This window comes from Mycobacterium sp. M26, from assembly GCF_001494595.1.
Classification (GTDB): Bacteria; Actinomycetota; Actinomycetes; order Mycobacteriales; family Mycobacteriaceae; genus Mycobacterium.
Map to the genome: position 1 here is coordinate 72,879 of NZ_LN929908.1, position 25,496 is coordinate 98,374.

The following is a 25,496-nucleotide window of genomic DNA, read 5'->3' on the forward strand; positions in this document are numbered from 1 at the left end:
GTGCTGCTCGCCATCGACGTCCGCAACACCCACACCGTCGTCGGCCTGATCTCCGGTTCGGGCGATCACGCCAAAGTGGTTCAGCAGTGGCGGATCCGGACCGAATCCGAGGTCACCGCCGACGAACTCGCGCTGACCATCGAAGGCCTCATCGGCGACGACTCCGAACTGCTCACCGGGGCCACCGGTCTGTCGACGGTGCCGTCGGTGCTACATGAGGTGCGCCTGATGCTCGAGCAGTACTGGCCGTCGGTGCCGCACGTGCTCATCGAGCCCGGCGTGCGCACCGGCATTCCGCTGCTGGTCGACAACCCCAAGGAGGTCGGCGCCGACCGCATCGTGAACTGCCTGGCCGCCTACGCCAAGTTCTCCTCGGCGGCCATCGTGGTGGACTTCGGCTCGTCGATCTGTGTGGATGTGGTCTCGGCCAAGGGTGAATTCCTCGGCGGTGCCATCGCTCCCGGCGTCCAGGTGTCCTCCGATGCGGCCGCCGCCCGCTCCGCAGCGCTGCGGCGGGTCGAGCTGACCCGGCCGCGCTCGGTGATCGGCAAGAACACCGTCGAGTGCATGCAGGCCGGTGCAGTGTTCGGCTTCGCCGGTCTGGTCGACGGTCTGGTGTCGCGGATCCGGGAGGACGTCGACGGGTTTGCCGGAACCGACGTGGCCGTGGTGGCCACCGGTCACACTGCGCCGATGCTGCTACCGGATCTGACCACGGTCGCCCACTACGACAAGCATCTGACCCTCGACGGGCTGCGGATGGTGTTCGAGCGCAACCGGGATGGTCAGCGCGGCAAGATCAAAACCGGCCGCTAGAAGAACGTCCGCACCAGGTCGATCACCCGGCCGTCGTCATCGAGCACGGGAATCAGCTGCCACTTGTCGAACACGGTGCACGGGTGTGACACCCCGAACTCGATCCAGTCGCCCACCCTCACCCGCTTGTCGGCGGTCTCGGTCAGCCGCAGGAACGCGTGCTGATCGTTCAGGGCGGTGACCGAGCAGCCGGCCAGCGCGCCATCCGACCAACTGTCGGTCCGAATCCGTTGCTGCACAGGCATATCCTGGTCGAACGACACGTCGCGGCGGCCCATCGTCAGTAGGGCCAGCCCGGGTTCGGGCCGCGAGCACACCTGGGCCCAGACATGCATCGCCGCGCGGAACCCGTCGTCGGCCGTGCCGGGCCGGGTCAGCGGTGAGGTCCGGCGATAGAGCCCGTCATCGTTGGTCAGATACGCCCCGCTGCGCACGATCGTGCGCCAGTCACCGCGCAACTCCTGGGCCACCAGGTCGAAATGTGTACTGCCACCGGCGGTCACGATCATCTCGTCGGCCTCGCAGGCCGAGCCCAACCGCCGCGCCGTGTCCCGCATCCGGTGCAGATACTCCCGGACCGCCCGCACCCCGGCTGCCGACACGTCATGCCCGAGCGCGGCTTCGTACCCGGCCACCCCGGTCAGCCGCAGGCGCGGGCTGGCCACCACGGCGCCGGCCACCGCGTCGGCGACAGCGTCGTCGCGGCACCCGGTTCTGGTCCCCGCGGCACCGAGTTCGACGCACACGTCGACCGGCCTGCGCGCACCCGCGGCTTCCAGCGCGGCGGTCATCAGTTCGACACCGCGCACCGAATCCACCCAGCAGATCACCCGGAAGTCGGCGTCGCCGTCCAGCTCGGCGGCCAGCCACGCCAGACCCGCCGGGTCCACCAGTTCGTTGGCCAACAGCACCTCGCGCACCCCGAACGCGCGATAGCTCCGCACCTGGCTGACCGTGGCCGCCGTCACCGCGGTGGCACCGGCCTCGAACTGGCGGGCCACCAGCTGCGGTGCCATATGGGTTTTGCCGTGCGGGGCCAGCTCGACCCCGTGCCGCGCGCACCAGGCGGCCATCGTCACCAGGTTGTGTTCCAGGGCCGTGGCGCTCAGCACGCACACCGGCCCCAGCGGCCCGGCGCTGAACAGCTCGGGTCGCTGCGCGCAGATCTCGGCCACCGTGCGACCCGTCCACGAGGTGGGCAGACCCTTGAAGCGCCAGTCCACCCGCTCCTGCGCCAGGGCCGCTACCGCTGCGGCGTTGATGAGCGACCTCACCGCCTCATTTAAGCTGGCACGTCGTGAGCTCTGCTGATGTGCCGGAAATCGACTCGTCCACCGAGGCCGAGGGATCTGAGGTCCCCGAGCAGTTCCGCATCCGACAGGGCAAGCGGGAGCGGCTGCTGGCGCAGGGGCGCGACCCCTACCCGGTGGCGGTGCCGCGCACCCACTCGCTGGCCGAGATCCGGGCCGCCTATCCCGACCTGCCCGCCGACTCGACCACCGGCGACATCGTCGGCATCACCGGCCGCGTGGTGTTCGCCCGCAACTCCGGCAAGCTCTGCTTCGCCACGCTGCAGGAAGGTGACGGCACCCAACTGCAGGCGATGATCAGCCTCGCCGGCGTCGGAGAAGACGCCCTCGAGCAGTGGAAGACCGACGTCGACCTCGGCGACATCGTGTTCGTGCACGGCGAAGTGATCAGCTCGCGCCGCGGTGAACTGTCCGTGCTCGCCGACTCCTGGCAGATGGCCGCTAAGGCGCTGCGCCCGCTGCCGGTCGCGCACAAGGAGATGAGTGAGGAGTCGCGGGTCCGGCAGCGCTACGTCGACCTCATCGTGCGCCCGCAAGCACGCACGGTGGCCCGCCAGCGCATCGCCGTGGTCCGGGCGGTGCGCAACGCGCTGGATCGGCGCGGTTTCCTCGAGGTGGAAACCCCGATGCTGCAGACGCTGGCCGGCGGCGCCGCCGCGCGACCGTTCATCACCCATTCCAACGCGCTGGACACCGACCTCTACCTGCGTATCGCGCCGGAATTGTTCCTGAAGCGCTGCGTGGTGGGCGGTCTGGAGAAAGTTTTCGAACTCAATCGAAACTTCCGCAACGAAGGTGCGGATTCCACACATTCACCGGAATTCGCGATGCTCGAGACATATCAGGCGTGGGGCACGTACGACGATTCCGCCGTCGTCACCAGGGAACTTATTCAAGAAGTCGCCGACGAGGCCATCGGTACGCGTCAAGTGCCATTGCCGGATGGCACAATCTTCGACCTGGACGGTGAATGGCCGTCGATTCAAATGTATCCATCACTGTCGGAAGCTCTTGGTGAAGAGATCACTCCCGACACGTCCTTGGATTATTTACTCGCGATTGCCGATCGGCTCGATCTGGAGATCCCGCGCGACCGCGGCTACGGCCACGGCAAGCTCGTCGAAGAACTGTGGGAGCACACGGTCGGGGATGCGTTGTGGGCTCCGACATTCGTCAAGGATTTCCCGGTGGAGACCACACCGTTGACCCGCCAGCACCGCAGCATTCCCGGTGTCACCGAGAAATGGGATCTCTACGTGCGCGGGGTCGAGTTGGCCACCGGCTATTCCGAACTCGTCGACCCGATCATCCAGCGCGAGCGGTTCGAAGCGCAGGCCAGGGCGGCGGCCGCGGGCGACGACGAGGCGATGGCACTCGACGAGGATTTCCTCGCCGCGATGGAGTACGCCATGCCGCCGACCACCGGAACCGGAATGGGCATCGATCGCTTACTAATGGTTCTCACAGGATTGTCAATTCGCGAGACAGTTTTGTTCCCGATTGTTCGGCGCCACGGCAACTGAAGTGCGCTGACACCAGGCCGGTTGAATGCCTTGGATCAATGTGGCACATTAGTTCGTAAGGGGAGGCGTTTCATCAATCGCTTGTCATGAGCAAGCAGAAGGACCACGTGAGCTATGGCCAAGAAAGTTACCGTCACCCTCGTCGACGATTTCGACGGTGAAGGTGCGGCCGACGAAACAGTTGAATTCTCGCTCGATGGTGTGAGCTACGAGATCGATCTTTCGGCCAAGAATGCGCAGAAACTGCGCAACGAGCTGAAGCCGTGGCTCGAGGCCGGCCGACGCGTCGGTGGCCGTCGCCGTGGCCGCTCCGGTCCGCCCGGACGGGGCCGCGCCTCCATCGACCGCGAGCAGAGCGCCGCGATTCGGGAATGGGCTCGCCGCAACGGCCACAAGGTGTCCACCCGCGGCCGCATCCCGGCCGACATCATCGACGCCTTCCACGCCGCGACCTAACCTCGCGCGGCAGCGCCGGCCGTCGTCATCGTCTCGTCAGTCACTTTCGCTCGGGGCGAAGTCAACGCCGGTGATGACGGGAAACGAATCCGTGTTCTCCCGCGTTGGTCTGCTGTATCCACCGCAGTAATGCGTATGGGTGGGGCAAGGGAGGGCACCTCCCGGTACCGCCCATTAGAGTGGTCGACAGGTACGCGGTGCCTACCGTCGTACCTAATCGTGATGGAGAGCAGGTAACCACCGATGTTCGAGAGATTTACCGACCGTGCCCGCAGGGTCGTCGTCCTGGCGCAAGAAGAAGCCCGGATGCTCAACCACAACTACATCGGGACCGAGCACATCCTGTTGGGTCTTATTCACGAGGGTGAGGGCGTAGCCGCCAAGTCCCTGGAGTCGCTGGGCATTTCCCTCGAGGGTGTCCGCAGCCAGGTCGAGGAGATCATCGGCCAGGGCCAGCAGGCGCCGTCGGGCCACATCCCCTTCACCCCGCGTGCCAAGAAGGTTCTCGAGCTGTCGCTGCGCGAAGCGCTGCAGCTCGGCCACAACTACATCGGCACCGAGCACATCCTGCTCGGCCTCATCCGCGAGGGTGAGGGCGTGGCCGCCCAGGTTCTGGTGAAGCTGGGCGCCGAGCTGACCCGCGTTCGTCAGCAGGTCATCCAGCTGCTCAGTGGCTATCAGGGCAAGGAGACCGCCGAGGCCGGTACCGGCGGCCGGGGAGGGGAGTCGGGCAACCCGTCCACCTCGCTGGTGCTGGACCAGTTCGGCCGCAACCTGACCGCCGCCGCCATGGAAGGCAAGCTCGACCCGGTCATCGGCCGGGAGAAGGAAATCGAGCGGGTCATGCAGGTGCTGAGCCGGCGCACCAAGAACAACCCGGTGCTGATCGGCGAGCCCGGCGTCGGCAAGACCGCCGTCGTCGAGGGCCTGGCCCAGGCCATCGTGCACGGCGAGGTCCCCGAGACGCTGAAGGACAAGCAGCTCTACACCCTCGACCTGGGTTCGCTGGTCGCGGGCAGCCGCTACCGCGGTGATTTCGAGGAGCGCCTCAAGAAGGTGCTCAAAGAGATCAACACCCGCGGCGACATCATCCTGTTCATCGACGAGCTGCACACGCTCGTCGGTGCGGGTGCCGCCGAGGGCGCGATCGACGCCGCCTCGATCCTCAAGCCGAAACTGGCCCGCGGCGAGCTGCAGACCATCGGCGCCACCACCCTCGACGAGTACCGCAAGTACATCGAGAAGGACGCCGCCCTGGAGCGCCGGTTCCAGCCGGTCCAGGTCGGCGAGCCGACGGTGGCGCACACCATCGAGATCCTCAAGGGTCTGCGCGACCGCTACGAGGCGCACCACCGGGTGTCGATCACCGATGCCGCGATGGTCGCGGCGGCCACCCTGGCCGACCGCTACATCAACGACCGGTTCCTGCCGGACAAGGCCATCGACCTGATCGACGAGGCCGGCGCCCGGATGCGGATCCGCCGGATGACCGCGCCGCCAGACCTGCGTGAGTTCGACGAGAAGATCGCCGACGCCCGCCGGGAGAAGGAAAGCGCCATCGACGCGCAGGACTTCGAGAAGGCCGCGTCGCTGCGGGATCGCGAGAAGCAGCTGGTCGCCCAGCGCGCCGAGCGTGAGAAGCAGTGGCGCTCAGGTGATCTCGACGTCGTCGCCGAGGTCGACGACGAGCAGATCGCCGAGGTGCTGGGCAACTGGACCGGTATTCCGGTGTTCAAGCTCACCGAGGAGGAGACCACCCGTCTGCTCCGCATGGAGGATGAGCTGCACAAGCGGATCATCGGCCAGGAGGACGCCGTGCGGGCCGTCTCCAAGGCGATCCGCCGCACCCGTGCCGGCCTGAAGGATCCCAAGCGCCCGTCGGGCTCGTTCATCTTCGCCGGCCCGTCCGGTGTCGGTAAGACCGAGCTGTCCAAGGCGCTGGCGGAGTTCCTCTTCGGCGACGACGACGCGCTCATCCAGATCGACATGGGCGAGTTCCACGACCGCTTCACTGCGTCTCGTCTGTTCGGCGCCCCGCCCGGATACGTCGGGTACGAGGAGGGCGGCCAGCTCACCGAGAAGGTGCGGCGCAAGCCGTTCTCCGTCGTGCTGTTCGACGAGATCGAGAAGGCGCACCAGGAGATCTACAACACCCTGTTGCAGGTCCTCGAGGACGGCCGTCTGACCGACGGCCAGGGTCGCACGGTCGACTTCAAGAACACCGTGCTGATCTTCACCTCGAACCTGGGCACCTCCGACATCTCCAAGGCGGTCGGCCTCGGCTTCACCCAGGGTGGCGGCGAGAACAACTACGAGCGGATGAAGCAGAAGGTCAACGACGAGCTGAAGAAGCACTTCCGCCCGGAGTTCCTCAACCGCATCGACGACATCATCGTGTTCCACCAGCTCACCCAGGACGAGATCATCCAGATGGTCGACCTGATGGTGGGCCGGGTGTCCAAGCAGCTCAAGACCAAGGACATGACGATGGAGCTGACCGACAAGGCCAAGGCCCTGTTGGCCAAGCGCGGCTTCGACCCGGTCCTGGGTGCCCGGCCGCTGCGCCGGACCATCCAGCGCGAGATCGAGGACGCCCTCTCGGAGAAGATCCTCTTCGAGGAGGTCGGCCCCGGTCAGCTGGTGACCGTCGACGTCGAGGGCTGGGACGGCGAAGGCCAGGGCGAGGACGCGAAGTTCACCTTCACCGGTGGGCCCAAGCGTGCCGAGACCACTGAGCCCGACCTGGCCAGCGCGGGCACGCCCAGCGAGTAGCAGTTCCACAGCGAAGGCCCCCGGCATCCCCCGGGGGCCTTTCGCATGCCCGGCATGCCCATCCGCGACTGTGCGGTTTCGTACGGGACGCGCCGCGAAGTGCGTATCCACACGCACACTCGCGGCAGCTACCCTTCTGCTCATGCTTGTTGTGACCACGAACGACCTTCCCGGCTGGGAGATTCAGCGAGTGTGCGGCGAGGTATTCGGCCTGACCGTCCGGTCGCGCAATGCCTTCGCCCAGATGGGCGCCGGCTTCAAGAGCATGTTCGGCGGTGAACTGCAGGGGATGACCAAGAACCTCGCCGAGAGCCGTAACGAGGCCATGGCCCGGTTGATCAGCGAGGCCCGCAATCGCGGTGGCAATGCGATCGTCGCGATGCGCTTCGACACCACCGAACTCGGCGACGTGTGGACTGAGATCTGCGCCTACGGCACCGCCGTGCAAGCCGTGCCGGTGACCGAGGCCGCGAAGTACACCGCGCAACAACTGGGGTACGGGTCGGGCTAATCCGACCCCGTGGGTTTACGATTCTCGATGTAATAGACGAGTCGAGGAATCTGGTGAAACTCCAGAACGGTCGCGCCACTGTTGACAGTCAGACCCGACACTCGTCATCGACCGATCCGGGACGCGATATTCCGGGAAAGGACTGACATGACAACTCCCCAGGTTCACAAGACCACTCGCGCCGTCGACATCTCCGCAGTCAAGGCAGTCGTGTGGCTGACGGCGACGGCGTTCTTCGCCCTGCTGGTGCTCTACTTCGTCGGCGTGGACCAGGGCGCCACGTCAGTGTTCGGTGACGATATGCACGTGCACGAGTTCCTGCACGACGCTCGCCACCTCCTCGGCTTCCCCTGCCACTGATCGCGCGATGGAAGCGCGAATCATCGCGCGCGGCCTGCTGGCCGGCGCGCTCGGCGGCGTGCTCGCATTCCTGTTCGCCCGGGTCTTTCAGGAACCGGTGATCGAACGGGCGATCGCGTTCGAGGACGAGATGGCCCACATGCACGGCGGCGGCCACGACCACGGTGTCGAACTGTTCAGCCGCGGGGTGCAAGCCAACATCGGGATGGGCTTCGGAGTGCTGGCGTTCGCGGTGGCGATGGGCGCGCTGCTGGCCGTCGTGTTCTGCGTGGCCTACGGCCGCGTCGGGAATCTGGCGCCACGGCCGCTCTCGGCATTGCTTGCCGCAGGAATGCTGTTGTGCCTCAACGTTATCCCGGCTCTCAAGTACCCGCCGAACCCACCGGCCGCCAGCCTGGAGGAGACCATCCGCCAGCGCACGCTGCTGTATCTGCTCATGGTGGTGATCTCGGCGGTGCTGCTGGTTGCCGCCGTCGTGCTGCGCGGACGGTTGCTGGGCCGGCTGGGTGGGTGGAACGCAACGCTGGCCGCAGCGGGCGCCTATGCGGTGGCCGTCGCCGTGGTGATGGCGCTGCTGCCGACCATCGACGAGACGCCGGAGCATTTCCCGGCCGATGTGCTCTACCAGTTCCGGCTCTACTCGCTGGGCACGCAGGTCGTCATGTGGATCACCATCGGGACGTTCTTCGCCGCCCTGATGCACCGGCTGCTCGGCACCCCTGAGCGGGCCAGCGTCTCGGCGTGAGTGAGGTCGTCCGGCTGACCCTGGTGTCACATGCCATGACTGACGCCATGGCAGCCGGACGATTTCCCGACGACGAACCCCTGAACGTCCTCGGGGGCAAGCAGATTGACGCTCTCGACGATATCGGGCCGTTCGACGTCGCGGTGACAGCGCCCGAGGCGCGCACCCTACAGACCGCCGAGCGACTCGGCCTGGATGCGAGGGTGGAGCACCGCATCGCCGATCTGGACGTCGGGCACTGGCGGGGCCGTCCCTTGGAACAAGTACCCGCCGACGAACTGGCGCTGTGGCTGAGCCGGCCGGAGAGCAACCCGCACGGTGGTGAGGCCGTCGAAGCGCTGATCGCTCGGGTGCGGGCCTGGCTGCACGACGTGAGTGCCACTCCGGTGCGCCACGTTGCGGTCACCCACCCGGCGGTGGTGCGCGCAGCGATCCTGGTAGCCCTCGACGCCCCGCCGAAGTCGTTCTGGCGCATCGACATTGCGCCAGCCGGCCGCACGGTGCTGCACTATCGCGGGCGCTGGACGCTGCGCTGGGGTCAGCGGTAGGCGGGCAGCAGCCCGAAGACCTGCTTGATGATCGTCATCACCCAGCCGCCGGCGTTACCGCTGTGGAAACGCGGCCAGTTCAACTGGAAGCTGACCACCCACGCCTGTCCGGTGCGGTCCACGGCGTACCAGCTGAAGGTGTAGTCGCCGGGCAGGTTTCCGGCCTTGGCCCCGATGTAAGGCCACTCGGTGCGGTCGAGGTCGATGCCGGCGACCTCGGACATGATGTCCTTGACCGGCGCGGCCGGGCCGACGGCATTGTGCTGCAGTCCGGCGTGCACCCGGCAGATGTCCTCGGCGCTGCCGTACCACTCCGCGCCGTAGGCCGAACCCGGGGAATGGGTGCGCTGCGGGTCCGGATCGTACGGGCGGGCGTTGGCCTCCTGCAACAGGATTGCCCGACGCTGCGGGGTGGCGCTCTTCCACTGGTCGCGGACATCAGGGTTGCCCCAGCCGACGGCGAAGATCTCCCGCATGGTCGGGAACGGCACCATGCTGGCCGGGTCGTGATGCCCGGCGTCGACGAGCGCTTGTTCGATGGCGTGGGTGCCGAGGCGGCCGATCAGCATGTCGGTGGCCATGTTGTCGCTCGTCGCGATCATCTTCCCGGCCGCCTGGCGCACGGTGATCTGCGAACCCGGGGGCAGCTTGTCGAAGCCGGACGATCCCAGCTTCTTGCCCTCGGCGGTGATGGTCAGCTTGTCGTCCCAGCTCAGCGTGCCCGCCCGCACGGCGGTCTCCACTGCGAACAGCACGTAGGTCTTGAAAATCGAAGCCAGCGGCAGTGATTGGTCGGTATTGCTGCCGGCGACCTTCTCGCAGCGGCCGTCGTTGACCTTCGACACCTGCCAGGAGTAGCGCGCACCGGTGCGGCTGAGCGCGGTGTCGACGTCCTGCCAGGAGTTGATGACGGGTTTCTCGGTGGTGACGACGAAGCGGCGTACGAAAGTGTCGTCACCGGTGCGGATTTCGATGTTCTGCCGGGCGCCGTAGGAGGTCAGCAGATGCAGGGTGGCGACCCCGGCGCCGATGTCCACCCCGGCCAGCGTGTAGGGGCGGTCCCACCAGAGCGAGTCCATGGTGGTCGCCACCGCATCCACCATGTCGGGGGCGGCGAGGGTCTTGACGCTGGGCGCTCCGATGGGCCAGTCGGAGTTCAGCATGTCCAGGACCTGCTGGGCCCGCACCCCCTGCGGGGTGTTGATCTCGATGCGCACCGCCGCACCGGCACTGGCCGATGGCTCGCGGGCCGGTGAACAACTCGTCGCCAGGGCAGCGGCCGACACGATCACGGTGGTCAACGCCACCGTGGTCCGGCGCACCCGGCGGGCGCTACGCCTTGGTGCCGGTCCCGGCAACGTCCAACACAACCTCGAACTCGAGCAGATGGGCACCCTTGGCCACCGGGTTGGCCCGCTCGCCGGCGTGGGCGTGGATCGCGGGACCGGTGGCCCAGGCCTGGAAGGCCTCTTCGCTCTCCCACGTGGTCACCACGAAGTAGCGGTCCTCGCCCTTAACCGGACGCAGCAATTGGAACCCGAGGAAGCCCGGCTGGTTGTCGACGGCGTGGGCGCGGTTGGCGAACCGCTTCTCCAGCTCGGGGCCGGCACCCGGGGGTATCTCGATTGCGTTGATCTTCACCACGGACATGGCGCAAGGCTACCGCGCGCGCCGGAGGCGGTGGCCGACCGCGCAAGATGAAGCGGTGAACAGCACACTGCTGACCTATCAGGGCGGGGAAGGCCGCCCGCTGGTGCTGGTGCACGGGCTGATGGGCCGGGGCAGCACGTGGTCGCGGCTGGTGCCGTGGCTGAGCCGGTTCGGCGCAGTCCACACCTATGACGCGCCCTGGCACCGTGGCCGCGAGGTCGACGACGACGCCCCGATCAGCACCGAGCGTTTCGTCGACGACCTCGGCAACGCCGTCGGCGCGCTGGGGGAGCCGGTCATTCTGATCGGGCATTCGATGGGCGGTCTGCACTCCTGGTGTCTGGCCGCGCAGCGACCCGATCTGGTCACCGCCCTCGTCGTCGAGGACATGGCGCCCGACTTCGTCGGCCGCACCACCGGGCCGTGGGAGCCATGGGTGCACGCGCTGCCGCTCGAATACCCGTCTGCCGAGCAGGTGGTCGACGAGTACGGGCCGGTGGCCGGCCGGTATTTCCTGGAGGCGTTCGACCGCACCGCCACCGGCTGGCGCCTGCACGGGCAACCGGCCCGCTGGATGGAGATCGCCGCCGAGTGGGGCACTCGCGACTACTGGCAGCAGTGGCAGGCCGTGCGGGCGCCGGTGCTGCTCATTGAGGCGGGTGATTCGGTGGCCCCGCCCGGCCAGATGCGACGGATGTGGGAGCTGGCCGGCGAGCGCGCCACCTACGTTCAGGTGCCCGGCGCCGGCCATCTGGTTCACGACGACGCACCGGAGCGCTACCGGGAGGCGGTTGAGCAGTTCCTAACGGCGCTCCCCGAGCACACCGGGTGACGGCCACACCGGGTGTTCCTCGAAACGGGTGCGAATGGCGTCCAGTTCGTGTTCGACCCGGCGGGCGTCGGCGTCGTGGCCGTCGTGGTAGAGCCGGCCGACCAAGGGGGCGGCGACTCTGAACTGGCCGCCGTGCAGGCGCAGAGTGCCGTCCCGATGCGAGACGGTGACGACAGCGCCGACCAGCACAAAGGGTGCCAGGACTGCGAGAAGGACGAGGATTGCGGTCATGGCAGTAATGCTTCGCGCATATATATACCGCCAACAGTGGCAGCACTGACCTCATACGATAAAATGCTGCCATGGCTTTGCGCAGCGTCTCCGCACTCGTCCTCGACGGCGTCACCATTTTCGAGTTCGGGGTCATCTGCGAGGTCTTCGGCATCGACCGCTCCGCCGACGGCGTGCCCAACTTCGACTTCAAGGTGTGCGGCCCAGAACCGGGTAAGGCTCTGCGGACCAGCGTGGGCGCCCAGTTGGTGCCCGATCACGGCCTCGACGACCTGATGGGCGCCGACGTGGTCGCGGTGCCGGCGGTCAGCGGCCCACCGGAGGCCTACCCGCCGGAAGCCCTGGAAGCGTTGCGGGCGGCGCACGCCGCGGGCTCGACCGTGCTGACGGTGTGCTCGGGGGTGTTCATCGCCGGGGCCGCCGGTCTGCTCGACGGCCGCCGGGTGACCACGCACTGGATGCATGCCGAGGAACTGGCCCGCCGCTTCCCGTCGGCGATCGTCGACCGCAACGTCCTCTTCGTCGACGACGGCGATCTCGTGACCAGTGCCGGCACCGCGGCGGGCATCGACGCCAGCCTGCATCTGGTGCGCCGCGAACTCGGCAGCGCGGTCACCAACATCATCGCCCGACGCATGGTGGTGCCGCCGCAACGTGACGGCGGCCAGCGCCAGTACATCGACCAGCCGATCCCGGCCCGATGTTCGGAAGGCTTTGCCCCGCAACTCGATTGGATTCTGGCAAATCTCGGCGCGCCGCATACGGTGGCCAGCCTGGCCCGCCGTGCCAGCATGTCGGCGCGGACGTTTGCGCGCCGGTTCGTCGAGGAGACCGGCACCACGCCGATGCAGTGGGTCACCGATCAGCGGGTGCTCTATGCGCGGCGGATGCTCGAGGAGACCGACCTCGACGTCGACCGGATCGCCGAGCGGGCCGGCTTCGGCAACGCCACCCTGCTGCGCCACCACTTCCGCCGCATCGTCGGCGTCACCCCGTCTGACTACCGCCGCCGCTTCGCCCAGGCGTCTTAGGGTTCAGGAGCCGTTCGCGCCGGCCTGGCCGTTGGGCCCCTTCTGCCCGTTGCCGCCGGTCGCGCCCGGAGCGCCGTTATTGCCTGCGGTAGCGCCGCTTCCGCCCGCGCCACCGACCCCGCCTGCACCGCCAGTGCCACCTGCACCGCCCTGCCCGGCGGCACCGCCTTTCCGCCGTTGGCGCCCTTGCCGCCGTTGCCGAAGAACAGGCCACCGTTTCCGCCGTTGCACTCAGCCCCCGTGCAGTTGGCGGGCGCGTCGGCGCCGTCGCCGAACAGGCCGAGGATGGGTCCGCTGCCGACCGCCGACGCGGTCACCGCGGCGACGGGCTGTGCGGCAGCCGGCTGCGCCGACGCACCGCCGCCGGTGCTGCAGTCCGCGGCCTCGATGGGTGCGCACCCGGGTGGCGCCGCGGCTACGGGAGGTGCAAAGACTACTGCTGCAGCGGTAATTGCCGCGCCCGCAAAGCCCGCTGACGTGCCGATCGGCAGCAGCTTGTAGACGAGGTTTCGGTTGTTCGGCATCGTCCGCCCTCCGTCGCCGTCATGCTCCTGGCGGTAATTTACGACGCCGTTAAAAGATTGGTATTGAAATCGTCAAGGAGATTGCGGGCTGCGAGCGTGCGCGTAATGCGCGCCGTAGCGGCGTGTCGTCGGACCGACACGCACGCTCGCCGCGGTCTTACTCGCCTTCACCGGCCAATGCGAAGCGGCCGTCGGCCGTCTGCTCAACCAACCCGTCCACCAGCAGCGAGTCCAGCGCGCGATCGCGCTGCGCTGGGTCACTGAGCCACACCATGTCGAGCTGTGCCCGCTGCACTGGTGTGGAACTGGCCCGCAGCACGTCCATCAGCCGGCCGCGGACCTGGCGATCGGTGCCGGCATAGCCCTGCGCCTTGCGCACCGGGCCGTCTGATGCCGGATAACCGGCAGCCCGCCACGCACAGTGGGTGAGCGGGCAGATCCCGCACTTGGGCGAGCGCGCCGTGCACACCGTGGCGCCCAGTTCCATCAGCGCCGCGGAAAACACTGGGGCCGAATCGTTCTCGGGCAGCAGTGACTCCACGTCGGCGAGGTCGCGCGTCGCCGACGGATTGCCCGCATCGGCCAGGCCGTGCACTGCCCGCGCCACCACCCGGCGCACGTTGGTGTCCACCACGGGCACCCGCTTCTGGTAGGCGAAGCACGCCACCGCCCGCGCGGTGTAGGCCCCGACACCTGGCAGCATCAGCAGCACCTCGACGTCATCGGGCACCACGTCGTCATGCTCGGTGGCGATCACCAGAGCGCATTCGTGCAGCCGCTTGGCACGCCGGGGATACCCGAGCTTGCCCCAGGCCCGCAGCACGTCTGCGGCACCGGCGGCAGCGGCGGCCGACGGTGTCGGCCAGCGGGCCACCCAGTCCAGCCAGATCGGGGCCACCCGGGCCACCGGAGTCTGCTGCAGCATGAACTCGCTGACCAGGATCTGCCAGGCCGTCACGTCCGGTTCACGCCACGGAAGATCACGCCGGGCCTGCGCAAACCAGGCGACGAGTTCGGGTGGGGAGATGCTCACGACGTGCTCACATCGAGCGCAGTGCAGAATAGGGCCCATGCCAAACAGCAGCCCGGTGACAGCGTGGAAGGCACTCAAGGAGGGTAACGAGCGCTTCGTCGCTGGTAAGCCCGAGCATCCGAGCCAGAGCATCGAGCATCGCGCCAGCCTGGCCGGCGAGCAGCGCCCGACCGCCGTGGTGTTCGGCTGCGCCGACAGCCGGGTCGCCGCCGAGATCATCTTCGACCAGGGTCTCGGCGACATGTTCGTGGTGCGCACCGCAGGTCACGTGATCGACTCCGCGGTGCTCGGCTCGATCGAATACGCCGTCACGGTGCTCAACGTGCCGCTGATCGTGGTGCTCGGTCACGACAGCTGCGGTGCGGTCAAGGCCACGCTGTCCGCGCTGGACGACGGGCAGGTTCCGCTCGGGTTCGTCCGCGACGTCGTCGAGCGCGTCACCCCGTCGATCCTGCTGGGCCGGCGCGACGGCCTGACCCGGGTCGACGAGTTCGAGGCCCGCCACGTCACCGAGACCGCCGCCCAGCTGATGGCCCGGTCGACGGCCATCGCCGACAAGATCAACGAGGGCACCCTGGCCATCGTCGGCGTCACCTATCACCTCGCCGACGGCAAGGTCGCGCTGCGCAAACACATCGGCGACATCGGCGATTAATCACCAATCCGGCTGGTTAACAAGGCGACACGCCGAGCCAGGTCGGACATCTGGCGGTGACCTGGGCTTACCGTGAGATCGTGCTGGATCTCGAACCGCGTGGACCTCTACCCTCGCAAATCTACTGGCGACGCCGTGGACTGGCGATCGGCATCGCGGCGCTGGTTCTCGCCATCGTCATCGGGGTGTCCTACGCCGTGTTCGGCGGCTCTGACTCCAAGAGCACCGTCAAGCCCGCAGCCTCCCAGACGCAAAACCCGCAGCCCGAGAACAAGACTCCGGTAGTGGCCCCGCCGCCGTCCGAGTCGGCTGCCCCCGCTCCCACGCCGACTCCGACCGAAGCCGTGGCCCCGCCGCCGGTGCTCAAGGAGGGCGACGACTGCCCCGACTCGACCCTGGCGGTCAAGGGCATCACCAACGCTCCGCAGTACGTCATCGGCGACCAGCCGAAGTTCACCATGGTCGTCACCAACATCGGCCTGGTCGCCTGCAAGCGCGACGTCGGCGCCGCGGTGCTGGCTGCCTACGTCTACTCACTGGACAACAAGCGGCTGTGGTCCAACCTCGACTGCGCGCCGTCCAACGAGACGCTCGTCAAGACGTTCAACCCGGGTGAGCAGGTCACTACCGAGGTGACCTGGACCGGAATGGGTTCGGCGCCGCAGTGCCCGCTGCCGCGTCAGCCGATCGGGCCCGGCACCTACAACCTGGTGGTTCAGCTGGGCAACCTGCGCTCGGCCGCGGTGCCGTTCATCCTCGCCGAGGCCCCGCCGCCGGGTGCCGAACCGCCGCCTGGCGACGCACCTGCCGCGGCTCCGGCCGAGGCGCCGCCCGCACCGGCCGGTTAGACCAGCCGGTCGGCGATTGTCGACTCCGCCAGCTGCGACAGCCCTTCCCGGACGTGGCGCGCCCACATGGCGCCGATACCGTCCACGGACTGCAGATCGGTAGCGCTGGCCGCCAGCAGGCCCTGCAGTGAGCCGAACCGGCGCACCAACAGGTCGACGTGGGCGAACTGCAACCGGGGAATGCCGGCCATCGCCCGGTAGCCGCGCGCGGACAGCGCCGAATCCTGCGCCTCGGCGGTCGAGGGGTACCCGAACACCCGTGACAGCGCGGTGAAGTCCAGCAGCTCGGTGTCCGACAGCGCATCCAGCTCGGCCAGCGTGGCGCTCACCTGAGCCTTGGTCGGCGGGTCCGGGTTGGCGTGATAGTCCAGCACGATCAGCTCCCGGGCGGTGTCGTTACCACCCAGCAGCTCCTCGAGCTGCAGCCGCAGCTGCCGGCCGTCGGTGCCGAGTTCGACTGCGTCATAATCGATTTCGAGCCCGATCCGGCGCACCATCTCCAGCCGCTGCACCACCGTCATCACGTCGCGCAGGGTGACGAAGTCTTCGATCTCGGCGGTCGACAGCTGCCGGGACACCTCGTCGAGGCGGGCCTTGTAGCGCTCCAGCGTGGCGATCGCCTGGTTCGCCCGCGACAGGATGGTCGCCGAGTCGGCCACCACATGGCGTTCGCCCGTCGAGGCGGGCCTTGTAGCGCTCCAGCGTGGCGATCGCCTGGTTCGCCCGCGACAGGATGGTCGCCGAGTCGGCCACCACATGGCGTTCGCCCGCCACGTAGACGGTCACGATGTTCATCGAGTGGCTGACCGAGATCACCGGATAGCCGGTCTGAATGGCCGCGCGCTCGGCCGAGCGGTGCCGGGTGCCCGACTCGTCGGTGGGGATCGTCGGATCAGGAACCAACTGCACATTGGCCCGCACGATCCGGGATCCGTCGGTGGACAGCACCACCGCGCCGTCCATCTTCGACAGCTCACGCAACCGGGTCGGCGCGAACCGCACGTCCAGCGAGAAGCCGCCGTCGCAGATGGCCTCCACCCGTTCGTCGTGGCCGAGCACGATCAGCGCGCCGGTACGGCCACGCAGAATGCGTTCCAGGCCGTCGCGCAGGGCAGTGCCGGGTGCCAGCCGCCCAATGGTGTCGCGCAGCGTGGCAGCCGGCGGCGGTGCCGAGCCGTTCGACCGGTTGCTGGTGCTCACAGCCACTTATTGTCCACTGCGTCGCCCTCGTTACTCGACCTGTCCCGCCGAATCTGTGTGACGACGTTGTCGTAGGGCGATTTCGCAATGGACAACAGCGAGCGCAGCGCGTCGGCAATGGTGGCCGACTCGATGGCCCGGAAGCCTTTCGGTACGGTGCCGCAGCCGACCGGAACCAGGGCCGTGGTGAAGCCGAGCCGGGCCGCCTCAGCCAGTCGGCGGTCCATCCCGGTGACCTTGCGCAGGTCCCCGGCCAGGCCCACCTCGCCAATCACCACCGTGGTGGTCGGCAGCGGCATATCGGCGTAGGCCGACGCCATCGCCATCGCGACGGCCAGATCCGAAGACGGATCCATCAGCCGCATCCCACCGACGGTGGACAGGTAGATGTCGGTCGCGCTGACCTTGAGTCCGGCCCGGCGTTCGAGCACCGCGGCGATCATCGCCGCCCGCGAATTGTCGATCCCGCTGACCGCGCGGCGTTGTTGGGCATGCTCACCGCGCGCCATCAGCAGTGCCTGGATCTCCCCGATCAGCGGGCGCTTACCGTCGAGTGTCACCGTGACCGCAGTGCCCGGGACGGGGGTGGGCCGCTCGTCGAGGAACAACCCGGACGGGTCGGCCACTCCCTCAATCCCGTTGTCGTGCAACAGGAAACAACCGACCTCATCGGCCGCGCCGAAGCGGTTCTTGACGCCGCGCACCATCCGCAGGGCGGAGTTGCGGTCGCCTTCGAAGTGCAGCACCACATCCACCAGATGTTCCAGCGAGCGCGGGCCGGCGATGGCGCCGTCCTTGGTGACGTGCCCGACGAGCACCATGGCCACCCCGGTGGACTTGGCCGTCGCGGTCAGTGCGGTGGTCACCGCGCGGACCTGGGTCACCCCGCCGACCACACCGTCGGCATCACCGGCGGTCATCGTCTGCACCGAGTCGACGATCACCAGACTGGGCTGCACGGCATCGATGTGCCCCAGCACGGTGTTCACATCGGATTCGGCGGCCAGGAAGACCTCGTCGTGGGTGCATCCGGTGCGTTCGGCGCGCATCCTGATCTGCCCCGCGGACTCCTCACCGGAGACGTACAGTGCGCGCCGGCCCGCCTTGGCCCAGCGATGTACGACCTCCAGAAGCAGCGTCGACTTGCCGACCCCGGGATCACCGGCCAGCAGGATCACCGAACCCGGCACCAGCCCGCCGCCGAGCACCCGGTCGAGTTCACCGACCCCGGTCGGGAAATGCCGGGTGCGGTCCGGGTCGATCGAACTGATCGGCACCGCGGGCGATGACGGAACCACCGCACGCTGAGAGGAACCGGCCGCCAACGGCGGAGCGGAGACCTCCTCGACAGTGCCCCAGGTGCCGCATTCGGTGCACCGGCCTACCCATTTGCCGGTCACATGCCGGCATTCCGAGCAGCGGTATTGCACCCGAACCTTGGCCACGCTGTGACGCTATCGGTTCGGTATGACAGATCCGGCGATCAACCCGCCGGGATGATGCGGCCGGGCTCAGCCGTGGCCGCCGCCGTGGCCTTCGCCGCCGCCGACCTCGTCCTGGCGGGGCGCGTTGCCCGCCGAGATCGGCACCTCGACCTTGACCTCGCCGGCCTTCTCGAAGTCGAAGGTGAAGGCGTAGGTGAGTCCGTTGGTGACGGGCTGGCTCAGCGTGACCTCGGCTGAGGTGGGCTGTGCGCTGCTGAACGCCTCGACCTCGTCCTGGCCGTCGGGCGAGCCGACCACGAGCCGGGAGTTGGCCGGGATGGCGGTCGGGCCGCTGACCTCGACGGAGCCCACGTCGGTGCTGATGCCCACCAGTTTGTCGTTGACGTCGGGGGAGTTGTTCGCTGCCACGAAAATCAGCTCAACGGCGCGGCCGGGCTTGAGGAAGTCACCGGTCTGCACGGCCTGCAGGTGCACGTTGCGCAGCGCGATGTTCTTGACGTTGGCGGTACTGCCGTTGACGGCAGCCTCCTGGTTGGCGGTCTGCGAGATCTGGCCCGATCCACAGCCGGTGAGCAGCAGACCACCTACAGCCAGGGCCGCGGTTGCCACCACGAGGCGGTTCGACATGCGGTTCACAGCAGCCTCCTGCTTGGCCGGTGCGGTCGGCAGGACTCGCCGCCGCTATTCGACTATGTAGCGTAGTAGGTCCCGTCGTCGCGCGGTAGCCAAGGGTTGCCCTACCTCGTCGGCAACGTGTCGAGGGGTTGCCGGAATCGGCGTGAGCAGAACCGCGCGTTGCACGCTTTCGTCACCCTGTCAACCCCCACTCTTCACCCACGGTGCCCCTGACCTGCACCGTTGATCCGCACGCTGTTTCGCGCCGTGCTAGCATTGAGGAGTGAAAGGGGCTCGAATCTGATGATTTTCAAGGTCGGAGACACCGTTGTCTATCCACACCACGGTGCTGCATTGATCGAAGCGATCGAAACCCGGACCATCAAAGGCGAACAGAAGGAATACCTCGTCTTGAAGGTCGCCCAGGGAGACCTGACCGTTCGAGTTCCAGCCGATAACGCCGAGTACGTCGGCGTCCGTGACGTTGTTGGCCAGGAAGGCCTGGACAAGGTCTTCCAGGTGCTGCGTGCGCCGCACACCGAAGAGCCGACCAACTGGTCGCGCCGTTACAAGGCCAATCTCGAGAAGCTGGCCTCCGGTGACGTGAACAAGGTCGCCGAGGTCGTTCGTGACCTGTGGCGCCGGGATCAGGAACGCGGCCTGTCCGCCGGCGAGAAGCGGATGCTGGCCAAGGCCCGTCAGATCCTCGTCGGTGAGCTCGCGCTGGCTGAGAACACCGATGACGCCAAGGCGTCGACCATCCTCGACGAGGTCCTGGCCGCCGCCTCCTGACTGCCCTGAGGGGATCAGTGTCAGGCACTGTCGCGGTCGTCACGGCCGCAGGTTCCGGTGAACGGCTGGGCGCCGGTATTCCGAAGGCATTCGTCGATCTCGGCGGTCGCACCATGCTCGAACGAGCTGTCGACGGTCTGCTGGAGTCCGGTGTCGTTGACCGTGTCGTGGTCGCCGCGCCCGCTGAGCGGGTCGAGGCCACCAAACTCATCCTCGGCGAGCGGGCTACCGTCGTCGCCGGCGGCCCGGAGCGTCCGGAAACGGTGCGCCGGGCCCTGGCCGCGGTCGGCGATCCCGAATTCGTCCTGGTCCATGATGCTGCCCGGCCGCTAACCCCGGTTGCTCAGATCCAGCGCGTGGTTGCCGCCCTGCGCGACGGGTTGCGGGCCGTTATCCCGGTCCTGCCGGTGGTCGACACCATCAAGGCGGTCGACGCCAACGGCGTGGTGCTGGGGACGCCGGAACGGGCCGGGCTGCGGGCCGTGCAGACCCCGCAGGGATTCGAGACCGAACTGCTGCGCAGGGCCTACGACCGTGCCGCCAACGCGGTGGTGACCGACGACGCCTCACTCGTGGAGTTCCTCGGCACCCCGGTGCACACCGTCGCCGGCGACACCCTGGCATTCAAGATCACCACCCCGCTGGACCTGCGGCTGGCCCAGGCGGTGCTCGGCGCATGACGATCCCACGGGTCGGTCTGGGCACCGACGTACACCCGGTCGAGACGGGCCGGCCCTGCTGGCTGCTCGGCCTGCTGTTCGAGGGGGCCGACGGTTGTTCGGGCCACTCCGACGGCGATGTCGCCGTCCACGCACTGTGCGATGCGCTGCTGTCGGCGGCCGGGCTCGGCGATCTCGGCGCGGTGTTCGGGGTCGACCAGCCGCAGTGGCGTGGTGTCACCGGTGCGCAGATGCTCGCCCATGTCCGTGACCTGATCGCCGGGGCCGGCTTCGTGGTGGGCAACGCCGCGGTCCAGGTTATCGCGAACCGGCCCAAGATCGGGCCGCGCCGCGAGGAGGCCCAGCGACTGCTCACCGAGCTGCTCGGTGCACCGGTGTCGGTATCGGCGACGACGACCGACGGGCTGGGGCTGACCGGCCGCGGTGAGGGCCTGGCGGCCGTGGCGACCGCTCTGGTCGTGGCCCGTTCCGACACGGTGTGAGAACTACGCCGGTCAGGCCGGTAAGCTGGCGCGTCGTGACCGGCACCAGTTTGCGACTGCACGACACCTATACGGGTACCGTGCGCGACTTCGTGCCGATTCGCCCGGGCCACGCCTCCATCTATCTGTGCGGTGCGACGGTCCAGGGCCTGCCCCATATCGGCCATGTCCGCAGCGGCGTCGCCTTCGACGTACTGCGGCGCTGGCTGATGGCCAAGGGGTTCGACGTCGCCTTCATCCGCAACGTCACCGACATCGATGACAAGATCCTCAACAAGGCCGCCGACGCGGGCCGGCCGTGGTGGGAGTGGGCGGCCACCCACGAGCGCGAGTTCTCCGCCGCCTACGACGCGCTGGGTGTGCTGCCGCCGTCGGCCGAGCCGCGCGCCACCGGGCACATCACCCAGATCGTCGAACTCATCGAGCGCCTGATCGATACCGGCCACGCCTACACCGGCTCCGGCGACGTCTACTTCGACGTCCTGAGCTTCTCGGAGTACGGCAAGCTCTCCGGCCACCGCATCGACGACGTCCACCAGGGTGAGGGCGCCGGCGAGGGTAAGCGCGACCAGCGTGACTTCACCTTGTGGAAGGGCGCCAAGCCCGGCGAACCGTCCTGGCCGACCCCGTGGGGTCGCGGCCGGCCAGGCTGGCACTCCGAATGCGTCGCGATGGCCCACGAATACCTCGGCGCCGAGTTCGATATCCACTGCGGTGGTATGGATTTGGTGTTCCCGCATCACGAGAACGAGATCGCCCAGGCCCGCGCGGCCGGCGACGGCTTCGCCCGGTACTGGCTGCACAACGGTTGGGTCACCATGGGCGGCGAGAAGATGAGCAAGTCGCTGGGCAACGTGCTCGCGATTCCTGCTGTGCTGCAACGGGTTCGGCCGGCCGAGCTGCGCTACTACCTGGGCAGCGCGCACTACCGGTCCATGCTGGAGTTCTCCGAGACCGCACTGCAGGACGCCGTCAAGGCCTACACCGGCATCGAGGAATTCCTGCACCGGGTGCGCACCAGGGTCGGCACCGTCGTTCCGGGCACCTGGACCGAACGATTCGGCGCCGCACTCGACGACGACCTGGCGGTACCGGTCGCGCTGTCCGAGGTGCACAGTGCCCGCGCCGACGGTAACCGCGCCCTGGAATCCGGCGACCACGAGACCGCAATGGTCAAGGCCGGTGAAATCCGCTCCATGATGGGCATTCTCGGGTGCGACCCGCTCGACGAACGCTGGGAGAACCGCGACGAGACCTCGGCGGCACTCGGTGCCGTCGACGTGCTCGTCCGCGCCGAACTCAAGCGCCGCGACGACGCCCGCCAGAGCCGGGACTGGGGCCAGGCCGACGAGATCCGCGACCGGCTCAAGGAAGCCGGTATCGAGGTGACCGACACTGCAGACGGCCCGCAATGGGCGCTGCGCGACGAAGGCAGCAAAGCAGATGGCGGGTAACTCCCAGCGCCGCGGCGCAATTCGCAAGGCCGGCACCAAGAAGGGGCCGACCGTCGGATCCGGTGGTCAGCGCCGGCGCGGTCTGGAAGGCCGCGGCGCCACGCCCCCGGCGCACATGCGCCCCGGTCATCCCGCCGCCAAGCGGGCCAATAAGCAGGCTCGCAAGCCTGCCACCAAACCCACCGACGAGACCGAGATCGTCCTTGGCCGTAACCCGGTCGTCGAGTGCCTGCGGGCCGATGCCCCCGCGACCGCGCTCTATGTCGCGCTGGGCGCCGAGGCCGACGAGCGGCTGACCGAGTCGGTGACCCTGGCCGCCGACCGTGGCATCCCGATCCTCGAGGTGCCGCGCACCGACCTGGACCGGATGAGCTCCAACGGCCTGCACCAGGGCATCGCTCTGCAGGTGCCCCCGTACCGCTACGCCCACCCAGACGACCTGCTGGCCTCGGCCACCAGCGATGTCCAACCGGCGCTGTTGGTCGCCCTCGACAACATCTCCGACCCGCGCAACCTGGGCGCAATCGTTCGTTCGGTCGCGGCTTTCGCCGGCCACGGCGTGCTCATTCCGCAGCGCCGCTCGGCGTCGGTGACGGCGGTGGCGTGGCGCACCAGTGCCGGCGCGGCAGCACGGGTTCCGGTGGCGCGGGCCACCAACCTCAACCGCACACTCAAGGAGTGGGCCGACGCCGGAGTGCAGGTGATCGGTCTGGACGCCGAGGGTGACACCACGCTCGACGAGTTGGATGCCACCGGGCCGGTGGTCGTGGTGGTCGGATCCGAGGGCAAGGGGCTGTCGCGGCTGGTGCGGCAGAACTGCGACGCCGTGGTGTCCATCCCGATGGCCGGCCCGATGGAGTCGTTGAACGCCTCGGTGGCCGCCGGTGTGGTGCTCGCCGAAGTCGCCCGCCAGCGCCGCGGCTAACCGGCTGAGCTCACACCCCGATCAGCCGCACGCCCGCCCACAGCGCCACCACGGCGAGCACCAGGCACAGCGGCACGGTCAACAGGCCGAGCCAGGTGAACTCGCGCACGCTGGTCGGCTCGCCCTGCTGATGCAAGACCCGGCGCCACAACAGATTGGCCAGCGAGCCGACGTAGGTCAGGTTGGGTCCGATGTTCACCCCGATGAGTACCGCCAGCACCGCCGCCGGGCCGCTGACGAGCGGGAGCAGTACCAGCACCGCGGGCAGGTTGTTCACCACATTGGACAGCACGGCGGCCAGCGCGGCGATGCCGAGCAGCGCGGTCAGGCCGTCACCGGAGGGCAGCAGGTCACCGGCAGCGGTGTCCAGGCCGTTGACCATGACGGCCTTGACCACCACGGCCAGTGCCAGGACGAAGACGCAGAACGGCATGTTCAGTGACCGGACGATGCCGCCGATCGTGCTGCGGCGCTGGGCAAGTGAGCGCACCCCCAGCACCAGTGCGCCGGCCAGTGCCGCCCAGGCCGGTGAGAGCCCGGCGAACGAGGTGACGGCGAACCCCACCAGGGTCAGCCCCAGCACTACCAGCACGAAGACCGGCCGCTCGCCGGGTTCGGGCGCCTCGGCCGCCGGAGCTTCGGCAAGGTCGCCCCGAAACACCCGCCGGAACACCGCGTACTCGGCCGCGACGGCCACCAGCCACGGGGCTGCCATCAGCACGCTGAACCGGGTGAAGGACAAGCCCGCCGCACTGAACGCCAACAGGTTGGTCAGGTTCGAGACAGGCAACAGCAGCGAGGCGGTATTGGACAGGTGCGCCGTGGCGTAGAGGTGCGGGCGGGCCGGCACCCGCAAGGCCCGTACGGTGGCCAGCACTACCGGGGTCAGCAGCACCACGGTCGCGTCCAGGCTCAGGATCGCCGTTGTCGCCGCCGCGACCACGAACACCTGACCGAGCAGCCGGCGCGGGTTGCCGGAGCTGGTGCGGGCCATCCAGGCACCGGCGGCGTCGAACAACCCCTCGTCATCGCACAGCCCGGCCAGCACCAGGACCGCGGCCAGGAACACCACCACGGGCAGCATTCGGTCCATCTCGGTGAGCGCGTCGTGCGGCGACACCGCGCCGATGGTGACGACGACGGCGGCGGCCGGTACCGCCACCACGGCCTCCGACCAGCCGGCCGGTCGCACGATGGCGAAGACCAGGACGACGACGAGCGCCGCCACAGCGCTGATCAGCACGGCGCCGGACCTCTCAGTGCGTGCACGTGCCAAGCCACCCGATCACCCTACGGGCGCACCCTGACCGATCGCCGCTCGCGCACGCGGCTTAATGACAACGATTGTCATTTAACCTCGACTGGGCTAGTGTCTCGTCTTGTCGAAAACCATTTTCATTAAGGATGGACCATGTCCCGCCACTGCCAGGTCACCGGCCGCGCTCCCGGATTCGGTAACGCGGTGTCGCATTCGCATCGGCGCACCCGCCGCCGCTGGGATCCGAACATTCAGCGCAAGACCTACTACCTGCCGTCTGAGGGGCGCCGGGTGACGCTGCGTGTCAGCGCCAAGGGCATCAAGGTCATCGACCGCGACGGCATCGAGGCGGTTGTCAGCAGGCTGCGCCGGGAAGGTCAGCGAATCTGATGGCGCGCAACGAGATCCGGCCGAAGATCAAACTGCGCTCGACTGCGGGCACCGGCTACACCTACATCACCCGCAAGAACCGCCGCAATGACCCGGACCGGCTGGTGCTCAAGAAGTACGACCCGATCATCCGGCGGCATGTCGACTTCAGGGAGGAACGCTGATGGCCACCAGACGCCCGAGGTCGAACGCCGCACCAGCCAAGCGGCGCGCCAATCAGCTTCGCGCCCTGGGCATCACGACGGTGGACTACAAGGATGTCCAGCTGCTGCGGACCTTCATCAGCGACAAGGGCAAGATCCGGTCCCGCTCGGTGACAGGGCTGACGGTTCAGCAGCAACGCACGGTCGCCACGGCGATCAAGAACGCCCGGGAGATGGCGCTGCTGCCATACGCCGGATCGCGCTGAA

At 68.1% G+C, this 25,496-nt stretch carries 29 protein-coding genes, 1 pseudogene and 1 riboswitch; of the genes and pseudogenes, 20 read left to right on the plus strand and 10 right to left on the minus strand.

Annotated features, from left to right (window positions below; all coding sequences use genetic code 11):
* Positions 1-816: a type III pantothenate kinase gene (locus BN3385_RS09680; protein WP_059016584.1), complete on the plus strand. Its 816-nt coding sequence runs from the start codon at positions 1-3 to the stop codon at positions 814-816.
* Here the strand turns inward: BN3385_RS09680 and BN3385_RS09685 are convergent.
* Positions 813-2,090, minus strand: coding sequence for an alanine racemase (locus tag BN3385_RS09685; RefSeq protein ID WP_059016585.1), 1,278 nt, complete (start codon positions 2,088-2,090; stop codon positions 813-815). The two genes, BN3385_RS09680 and BN3385_RS09685, sit on opposite strands and share 4 nt — an antisense overlap.
* Positions 2,091-2,137: 47 nt before the next feature.
* On the opposite strand from BN3385_RS09685, the gene lysS reads away from it, so the two are divergent.
* The 7 genes from lysS (at position 2,138) to BN3385_RS09720 (ending at position 9,041) form a co-directional block, all read left to right on the plus strand.
* A complete protein-coding gene (lysS, locus tag BN3385_RS09690; RefSeq protein ID WP_197415286.1) occupies positions 2,138-3,649 on the plus strand; it encodes a lysine--tRNA ligase in 1,512 nt (503 codons plus the stop codon).
* A 114-nt stretch (positions 3,650-3,763) separates the two neighbouring features.
* Positions 3,764-4,105: a histone-like nucleoid-structuring protein Lsr2 gene (gene lsr2 / locus BN3385_RS09695; RefSeq protein WP_059016587.1), complete on the plus strand. Its 342-nt coding sequence runs from the start codon at positions 3,764-3,766 to the stop codon at positions 4,103-4,105.
* A 243-nt stretch (positions 4,106-4,348) separates the two neighbouring features.
* A complete protein-coding gene (gene clpC1, locus BN3385_RS09700; RefSeq protein WP_059016588.1) occupies positions 4,349-6,877 on the plus strand; it encodes an ATP-dependent protease ATP-binding subunit ClpC in 2,529 nt (842 codons plus the stop codon).
* Positions 6,878-7,019: 142 nt separating this feature from the next.
* Entirely contained in the window at positions 7,020-7,388 is a 369-nt protein-coding gene (locus BN3385_RS09705; protein ID WP_059016589.1) for a YbjQ family protein, read from the plus strand.
* A gap of 1 nt (position 7,389) precedes the next feature.
* Positions 7,390-7,511: riboswitch (cobalamin riboswitch) on the plus strand.
* A 24-nt stretch (positions 7,512-7,535) separates the two neighbouring features.
* A complete protein-coding gene (locus BN3385_RS09710) occupies positions 7,536-7,748 on the plus strand; it encodes a CbtB domain-containing protein (RefSeq protein WP_059016590.1) in 213 nt (70 codons plus the stop codon).
* A 7-nt stretch (positions 7,749-7,755) separates the two neighbouring features.
* Positions 7,756-8,493, plus strand: a complete 738-nt coding sequence (locus BN3385_RS09715) for a CbtA family protein (RefSeq protein WP_059016591.1) — start codon at positions 7,756-7,758, stop codon at positions 8,491-8,493.
* Positions 8,490-9,041, plus strand: a complete 552-nt coding sequence (locus tag BN3385_RS09720) for a histidine phosphatase family protein (RefSeq protein ID WP_059016592.1) — start codon at positions 8,490-8,492, stop codon at positions 9,039-9,041. Before BN3385_RS09715 ends, BN3385_RS09720 begins: the two co-directional genes overlap by 4 nt.
* On the opposite strand, the gene BN3385_RS09725 is transcribed toward BN3385_RS09720, so the two are convergent.
* Positions 9,032-10,411, minus strand: coding sequence for a serine hydrolase (locus tag BN3385_RS09725; protein WP_502688061.1), 1,380 nt, complete (start codon positions 10,409-10,411; stop codon positions 9,032-9,034). The two genes, BN3385_RS09720 and BN3385_RS09725, sit on opposite strands and share 10 nt — an antisense overlap.
* Positions 10,374-10,691, minus strand: a complete 318-nt coding sequence (gene mhuD, locus BN3385_RS09730) for a mycobilin-forming heme oxygenase MhuD (RefSeq protein ID WP_036420634.1) — start codon at positions 10,689-10,691, stop codon at positions 10,374-10,376. Before mhuD ends, BN3385_RS09725 begins: the two co-directional genes overlap by 38 nt.
* A 55-nt stretch (positions 10,692-10,746) precedes the next feature.
* On the opposite strand from mhuD, the gene BN3385_RS09735 reads away from it, so the two are divergent.
* A complete protein-coding gene (locus BN3385_RS09735; RefSeq protein WP_059016593.1) occupies positions 10,747-11,523 on the plus strand; it encodes an alpha/beta fold hydrolase in 777 nt (258 codons plus the stop codon).
* Here the strand turns inward: BN3385_RS09735 and BN3385_RS09740 are convergent.
* Positions 11,494-11,754, minus strand: a complete 261-nt coding sequence (locus tag BN3385_RS09740) for a hypothetical protein (protein WP_059016594.1) — start codon at positions 11,752-11,754, stop codon at positions 11,494-11,496. The two genes, BN3385_RS09735 and BN3385_RS09740, sit on opposite strands and share 30 nt — an antisense overlap.
* Before the next feature lie 71 nt (positions 11,755-11,825).
* Here BN3385_RS09740 and BN3385_RS09745 point away from each other — a divergent pair, with 71 nt between their 5' ends.
* Complete coding sequence (locus BN3385_RS09745; RefSeq protein ID WP_059016595.1) at positions 11,826-12,785, plus strand: helix-turn-helix domain-containing protein; 960 nt, start codon at positions 11,826-11,828, stop codon at positions 12,783-12,785.
* Here the strand turns inward: BN3385_RS09745 and BN3385_RS09750 are convergent.
* Together BN3385_RS09750 and BN3385_RS09755 are read right to left on the minus strand one after the other, a co-directional pair.
* Positions 12,782-13,309 (minus strand): hypothetical protein, encoded by a 528-nt coding sequence (locus tag BN3385_RS09750; protein ID WP_059016596.1) that lies wholly within the window; start codon positions 13,307-13,309, stop codon positions 12,782-12,784. The two genes, BN3385_RS09745 and BN3385_RS09750, sit on opposite strands and share 4 nt — an antisense overlap.
* A gap of 157 nt (positions 13,310-13,466) precedes the next feature.
* A complete protein-coding gene (locus BN3385_RS09755) occupies positions 13,467-14,381 on the minus strand; it encodes an iron-sulfur binding domain-containing protein (protein WP_059016597.1) in 915 nt (304 codons plus the stop codon).
* Between BN3385_RS09755 and BN3385_RS09760 the strand changes: the two genes are divergently transcribed.
* Positions 14,380-14,997, plus strand: a complete 618-nt coding sequence (locus BN3385_RS09760) for a carbonic anhydrase (protein ID WP_059016598.1) — start codon at positions 14,380-14,382, stop codon at positions 14,995-14,997. The two genes, BN3385_RS09755 and BN3385_RS09760, sit on opposite strands and share 2 nt — an antisense overlap.
* Before the next feature lie 80 nt (positions 14,998-15,077).
* Positions 15,078-15,845, plus strand: a complete 768-nt coding sequence (locus BN3385_RS09765; protein ID WP_082690681.1) for a hypothetical protein — start codon at positions 15,078-15,080, stop codon at positions 15,843-15,845.
* Here BN3385_RS09765 and disA read toward each other — a convergent pair.
* The 3 genes and pseudogenes from disA to BN3385_RS09780 all read right to left on the minus strand — a co-directional run bounded on the left by disA (position 15,842) and on the right by BN3385_RS09780 (position 19,126).
* Positions 15,842-17,045, minus strand: a pseudogene (gene disA, locus BN3385_RS09770) (DNA integrity scanning diadenylate cyclase DisA). The gene BN3385_RS09765 and the pseudogene disA overlap by 4 nt on opposite strands.
* On the minus strand, positions 17,042-18,490 hold the full coding sequence (radA, locus tag BN3385_RS09775; protein ID WP_082690410.1) for a DNA repair protein RadA: 1,449 nt from the start codon (positions 18,488-18,490) through the stop codon (positions 17,042-17,044). The pseudogene disA and the gene radA overlap by 4 nt, the downstream one beginning before the upstream one ends.
* Before the next feature lie 66 nt (positions 18,491-18,556).
* Positions 18,557-19,126, minus strand: a complete 570-nt coding sequence (locus BN3385_RS09780; RefSeq protein WP_059016600.1) for a copper chaperone PCu(A)C domain-containing protein — start codon at positions 19,124-19,126, stop codon at positions 18,557-18,559.
* A gap of 282 nt (positions 19,127-19,408) precedes the next feature.
* Between BN3385_RS09780 and carD the strand changes: the two genes are divergently transcribed.
* The 5 genes from carD to rlmB are packed head-to-tail and all read left to right on the plus strand — an operon-like array spanning position 19,409 to position 23,438.
* Positions 19,409-19,897, plus strand: a complete 489-nt coding sequence (gene carD, locus BN3385_RS09785; protein WP_011892341.1) for an RNA polymerase-binding transcription factor CarD — start codon at positions 19,409-19,411, stop codon at positions 19,895-19,897.
* 5 nt (positions 19,898-19,902) lie between these two features.
* Entirely contained in the window at positions 19,903-20,577 is a 675-nt protein-coding gene (gene ispD / locus BN3385_RS09790) for a 2-C-methyl-D-erythritol 4-phosphate cytidylyltransferase (protein ID WP_502688097.1), read from the plus strand.
* Positions 20,574-21,059, plus strand: coding sequence for a 2-C-methyl-D-erythritol 2,4-cyclodiphosphate synthase (gene ispF, locus BN3385_RS09795; RefSeq protein WP_059016602.1), 486 nt, complete (start codon positions 20,574-20,576; stop codon positions 21,057-21,059). The genes ispD and ispF overlap by 4 nt, the downstream gene beginning before the upstream one ends.
* A gap of 35 nt (positions 21,060-21,094) precedes the next feature.
* Positions 21,095-22,513: a cysteine--tRNA ligase gene (cysS, locus tag BN3385_RS09800; protein WP_059016603.1), complete on the plus strand. Its 1,419-nt coding sequence runs from the start codon at positions 21,095-21,097 to the stop codon at positions 22,511-22,513.
* Positions 22,503-23,438 carry a 23S rRNA (guanosine(2251)-2'-O)-methyltransferase RlmB gene (gene rlmB, locus BN3385_RS09805; protein WP_059016604.1) on the plus strand — a complete coding sequence of 312 codons (936 nt, stop codon included), beginning with the start codon at positions 22,503-22,505 and terminating at the stop codon, positions 23,436-23,438. Before cysS ends, rlmB begins: the two co-directional genes overlap by 11 nt.
* Before the next feature lie 10 nt (positions 23,439-23,448).
* Here rlmB and BN3385_RS09810 read toward each other — a convergent pair whose 3' ends face one another.
* Positions 23,449-24,678: an SLC13 family permease gene (locus tag BN3385_RS09810; protein ID WP_059021769.1), complete on the minus strand. Its 1,230-nt coding sequence runs from the start codon at positions 24,676-24,678 to the stop codon at positions 23,449-23,451.
* A 171-nt stretch (positions 24,679-24,849) separates the two neighbouring features.
* On the opposite strand from BN3385_RS09810, the gene rpmB reads away from it, so the two are divergent.
* The 3 genes from rpmB to rpsR are packed head-to-tail and all read left to right on the plus strand — an operon-like array spanning position 24,850 to position 25,495.
* A complete protein-coding gene (gene rpmB / locus BN3385_RS09815) occupies positions 24,850-25,086 on the plus strand; it encodes a 50S ribosomal protein L28 (RefSeq protein ID WP_059016605.1) in 237 nt (78 codons plus the stop codon).
* Positions 25,086-25,250, plus strand: coding sequence for a 50S ribosomal protein L33 (rpmG, locus tag BN3385_RS09820; protein ID WP_059016606.1), 165 nt, complete (start codon positions 25,086-25,088; stop codon positions 25,248-25,250). Before rpmB ends, rpmG begins: the two co-directional genes overlap by 1 nt.
* Positions 25,250-25,495, plus strand: coding sequence for a 30S ribosomal protein S18 (gene rpsR / locus BN3385_RS09825; protein WP_059016607.1), 246 nt, complete (start codon positions 25,250-25,252; stop codon positions 25,493-25,495). The genes rpmG and rpsR overlap by 1 nt, the downstream gene beginning before the upstream one ends.
* The last annotated feature ends 1 nt before the right edge of the window (position 25,496 follow it).

Coding starts and splice junctions, on each gene's coding strand:
- BN3385_RS09705 (WP_059016589.1), top strand. CDS start 7,020: ATGCTTGTTGTGACCACGAACGACCTTCCCGGCTGGGAGATTCAGCGA.
- ispF (WP_059016602.1), top strand. CDS start 20,574: ATGACGATCCCACGGGTCGGTCTGGGCACCGACGTACACCCGGTCGAG.
- BN3385_RS09745 (WP_059016595.1), top strand. CDS start 11,826: ATGGCTTTGCGCAGCGTCTCCGCACTCGTCCTCGACGGCGTCACCATT.
- BN3385_RS09740 (WP_059016594.1), bottom strand. CDS start 11,754: ATGACCGCAATCCTCGTCCTTCTCGCAGTCCTGGCACCCTTTGTGCTG.
- rlmB (WP_059016604.1), top strand. CDS start 22,503: ATGGCGGGTAACTCCCAGCGCCGCGGCGCAATTCGCAAGGCCGGCACC.
- carD (WP_011892341.1), top strand. CDS start 19,409: ATGATTTTCAAGGTCGGAGACACCGTTGTCTATCCACACCACGGTGCT.
- rpmB (WP_059016605.1), top strand. CDS start 24,850: ATGTCCCGCCACTGCCAGGTCACCGGCCGCGCTCCCGGATTCGGTAAC.
- clpC1 (WP_059016588.1), top strand. CDS start 4,349: ATGTTCGAGAGATTTACCGACCGTGCCCGCAGGGTCGTCGTCCTGGCG.
- BN3385_RS09750 (WP_059016596.1), bottom strand. CDS start 13,309: ATGCCGAACAACCGAAACCTCGTCTACAAGCTGCTGCCGATCGGCACG.
- rpmG (WP_059016606.1), top strand. CDS start 25,086: ATGGCGCGCAACGAGATCCGGCCGAAGATCAAACTGCGCTCGACTGCG.
- BN3385_RS09755 (WP_059016597.1), bottom strand. CDS start 14,381: ATGGGCCCTATTCTGCACTGCGCTCGATGTGAGCACGTCGTGAGCATC.
- BN3385_RS09715 (WP_059016591.1), top strand. CDS start 7,756: ATGGAAGCGCGAATCATCGCGCGCGGCCTGCTGGCCGGCGCGCTCGGC.
- BN3385_RS09710 (WP_059016590.1), top strand. CDS start 7,536: ATGACAACTCCCCAGGTTCACAAGACCACTCGCGCCGTCGACATCTCC.
- mhuD (WP_036420634.1), bottom strand. CDS start 10,691: ATGTCCGTGGTGAAGATCAACGCAATCGAGATACCCCCGGGTGCCGGC.
- rpsR (WP_059016607.1), top strand. CDS start 25,250: ATGGCCACCAGACGCCCGAGGTCGAACGCCGCACCAGCCAAGCGGCGC.
- lsr2 (WP_059016587.1), top strand. CDS start 3,764: ATGGCCAAGAAAGTTACCGTCACCCTCGTCGACGATTTCGACGGTGAA.
- BN3385_RS09760 (WP_059016598.1), top strand. CDS start 14,380: ATGCCAAACAGCAGCCCGGTGACAGCGTGGAAGGCACTCAAGGAGGGT.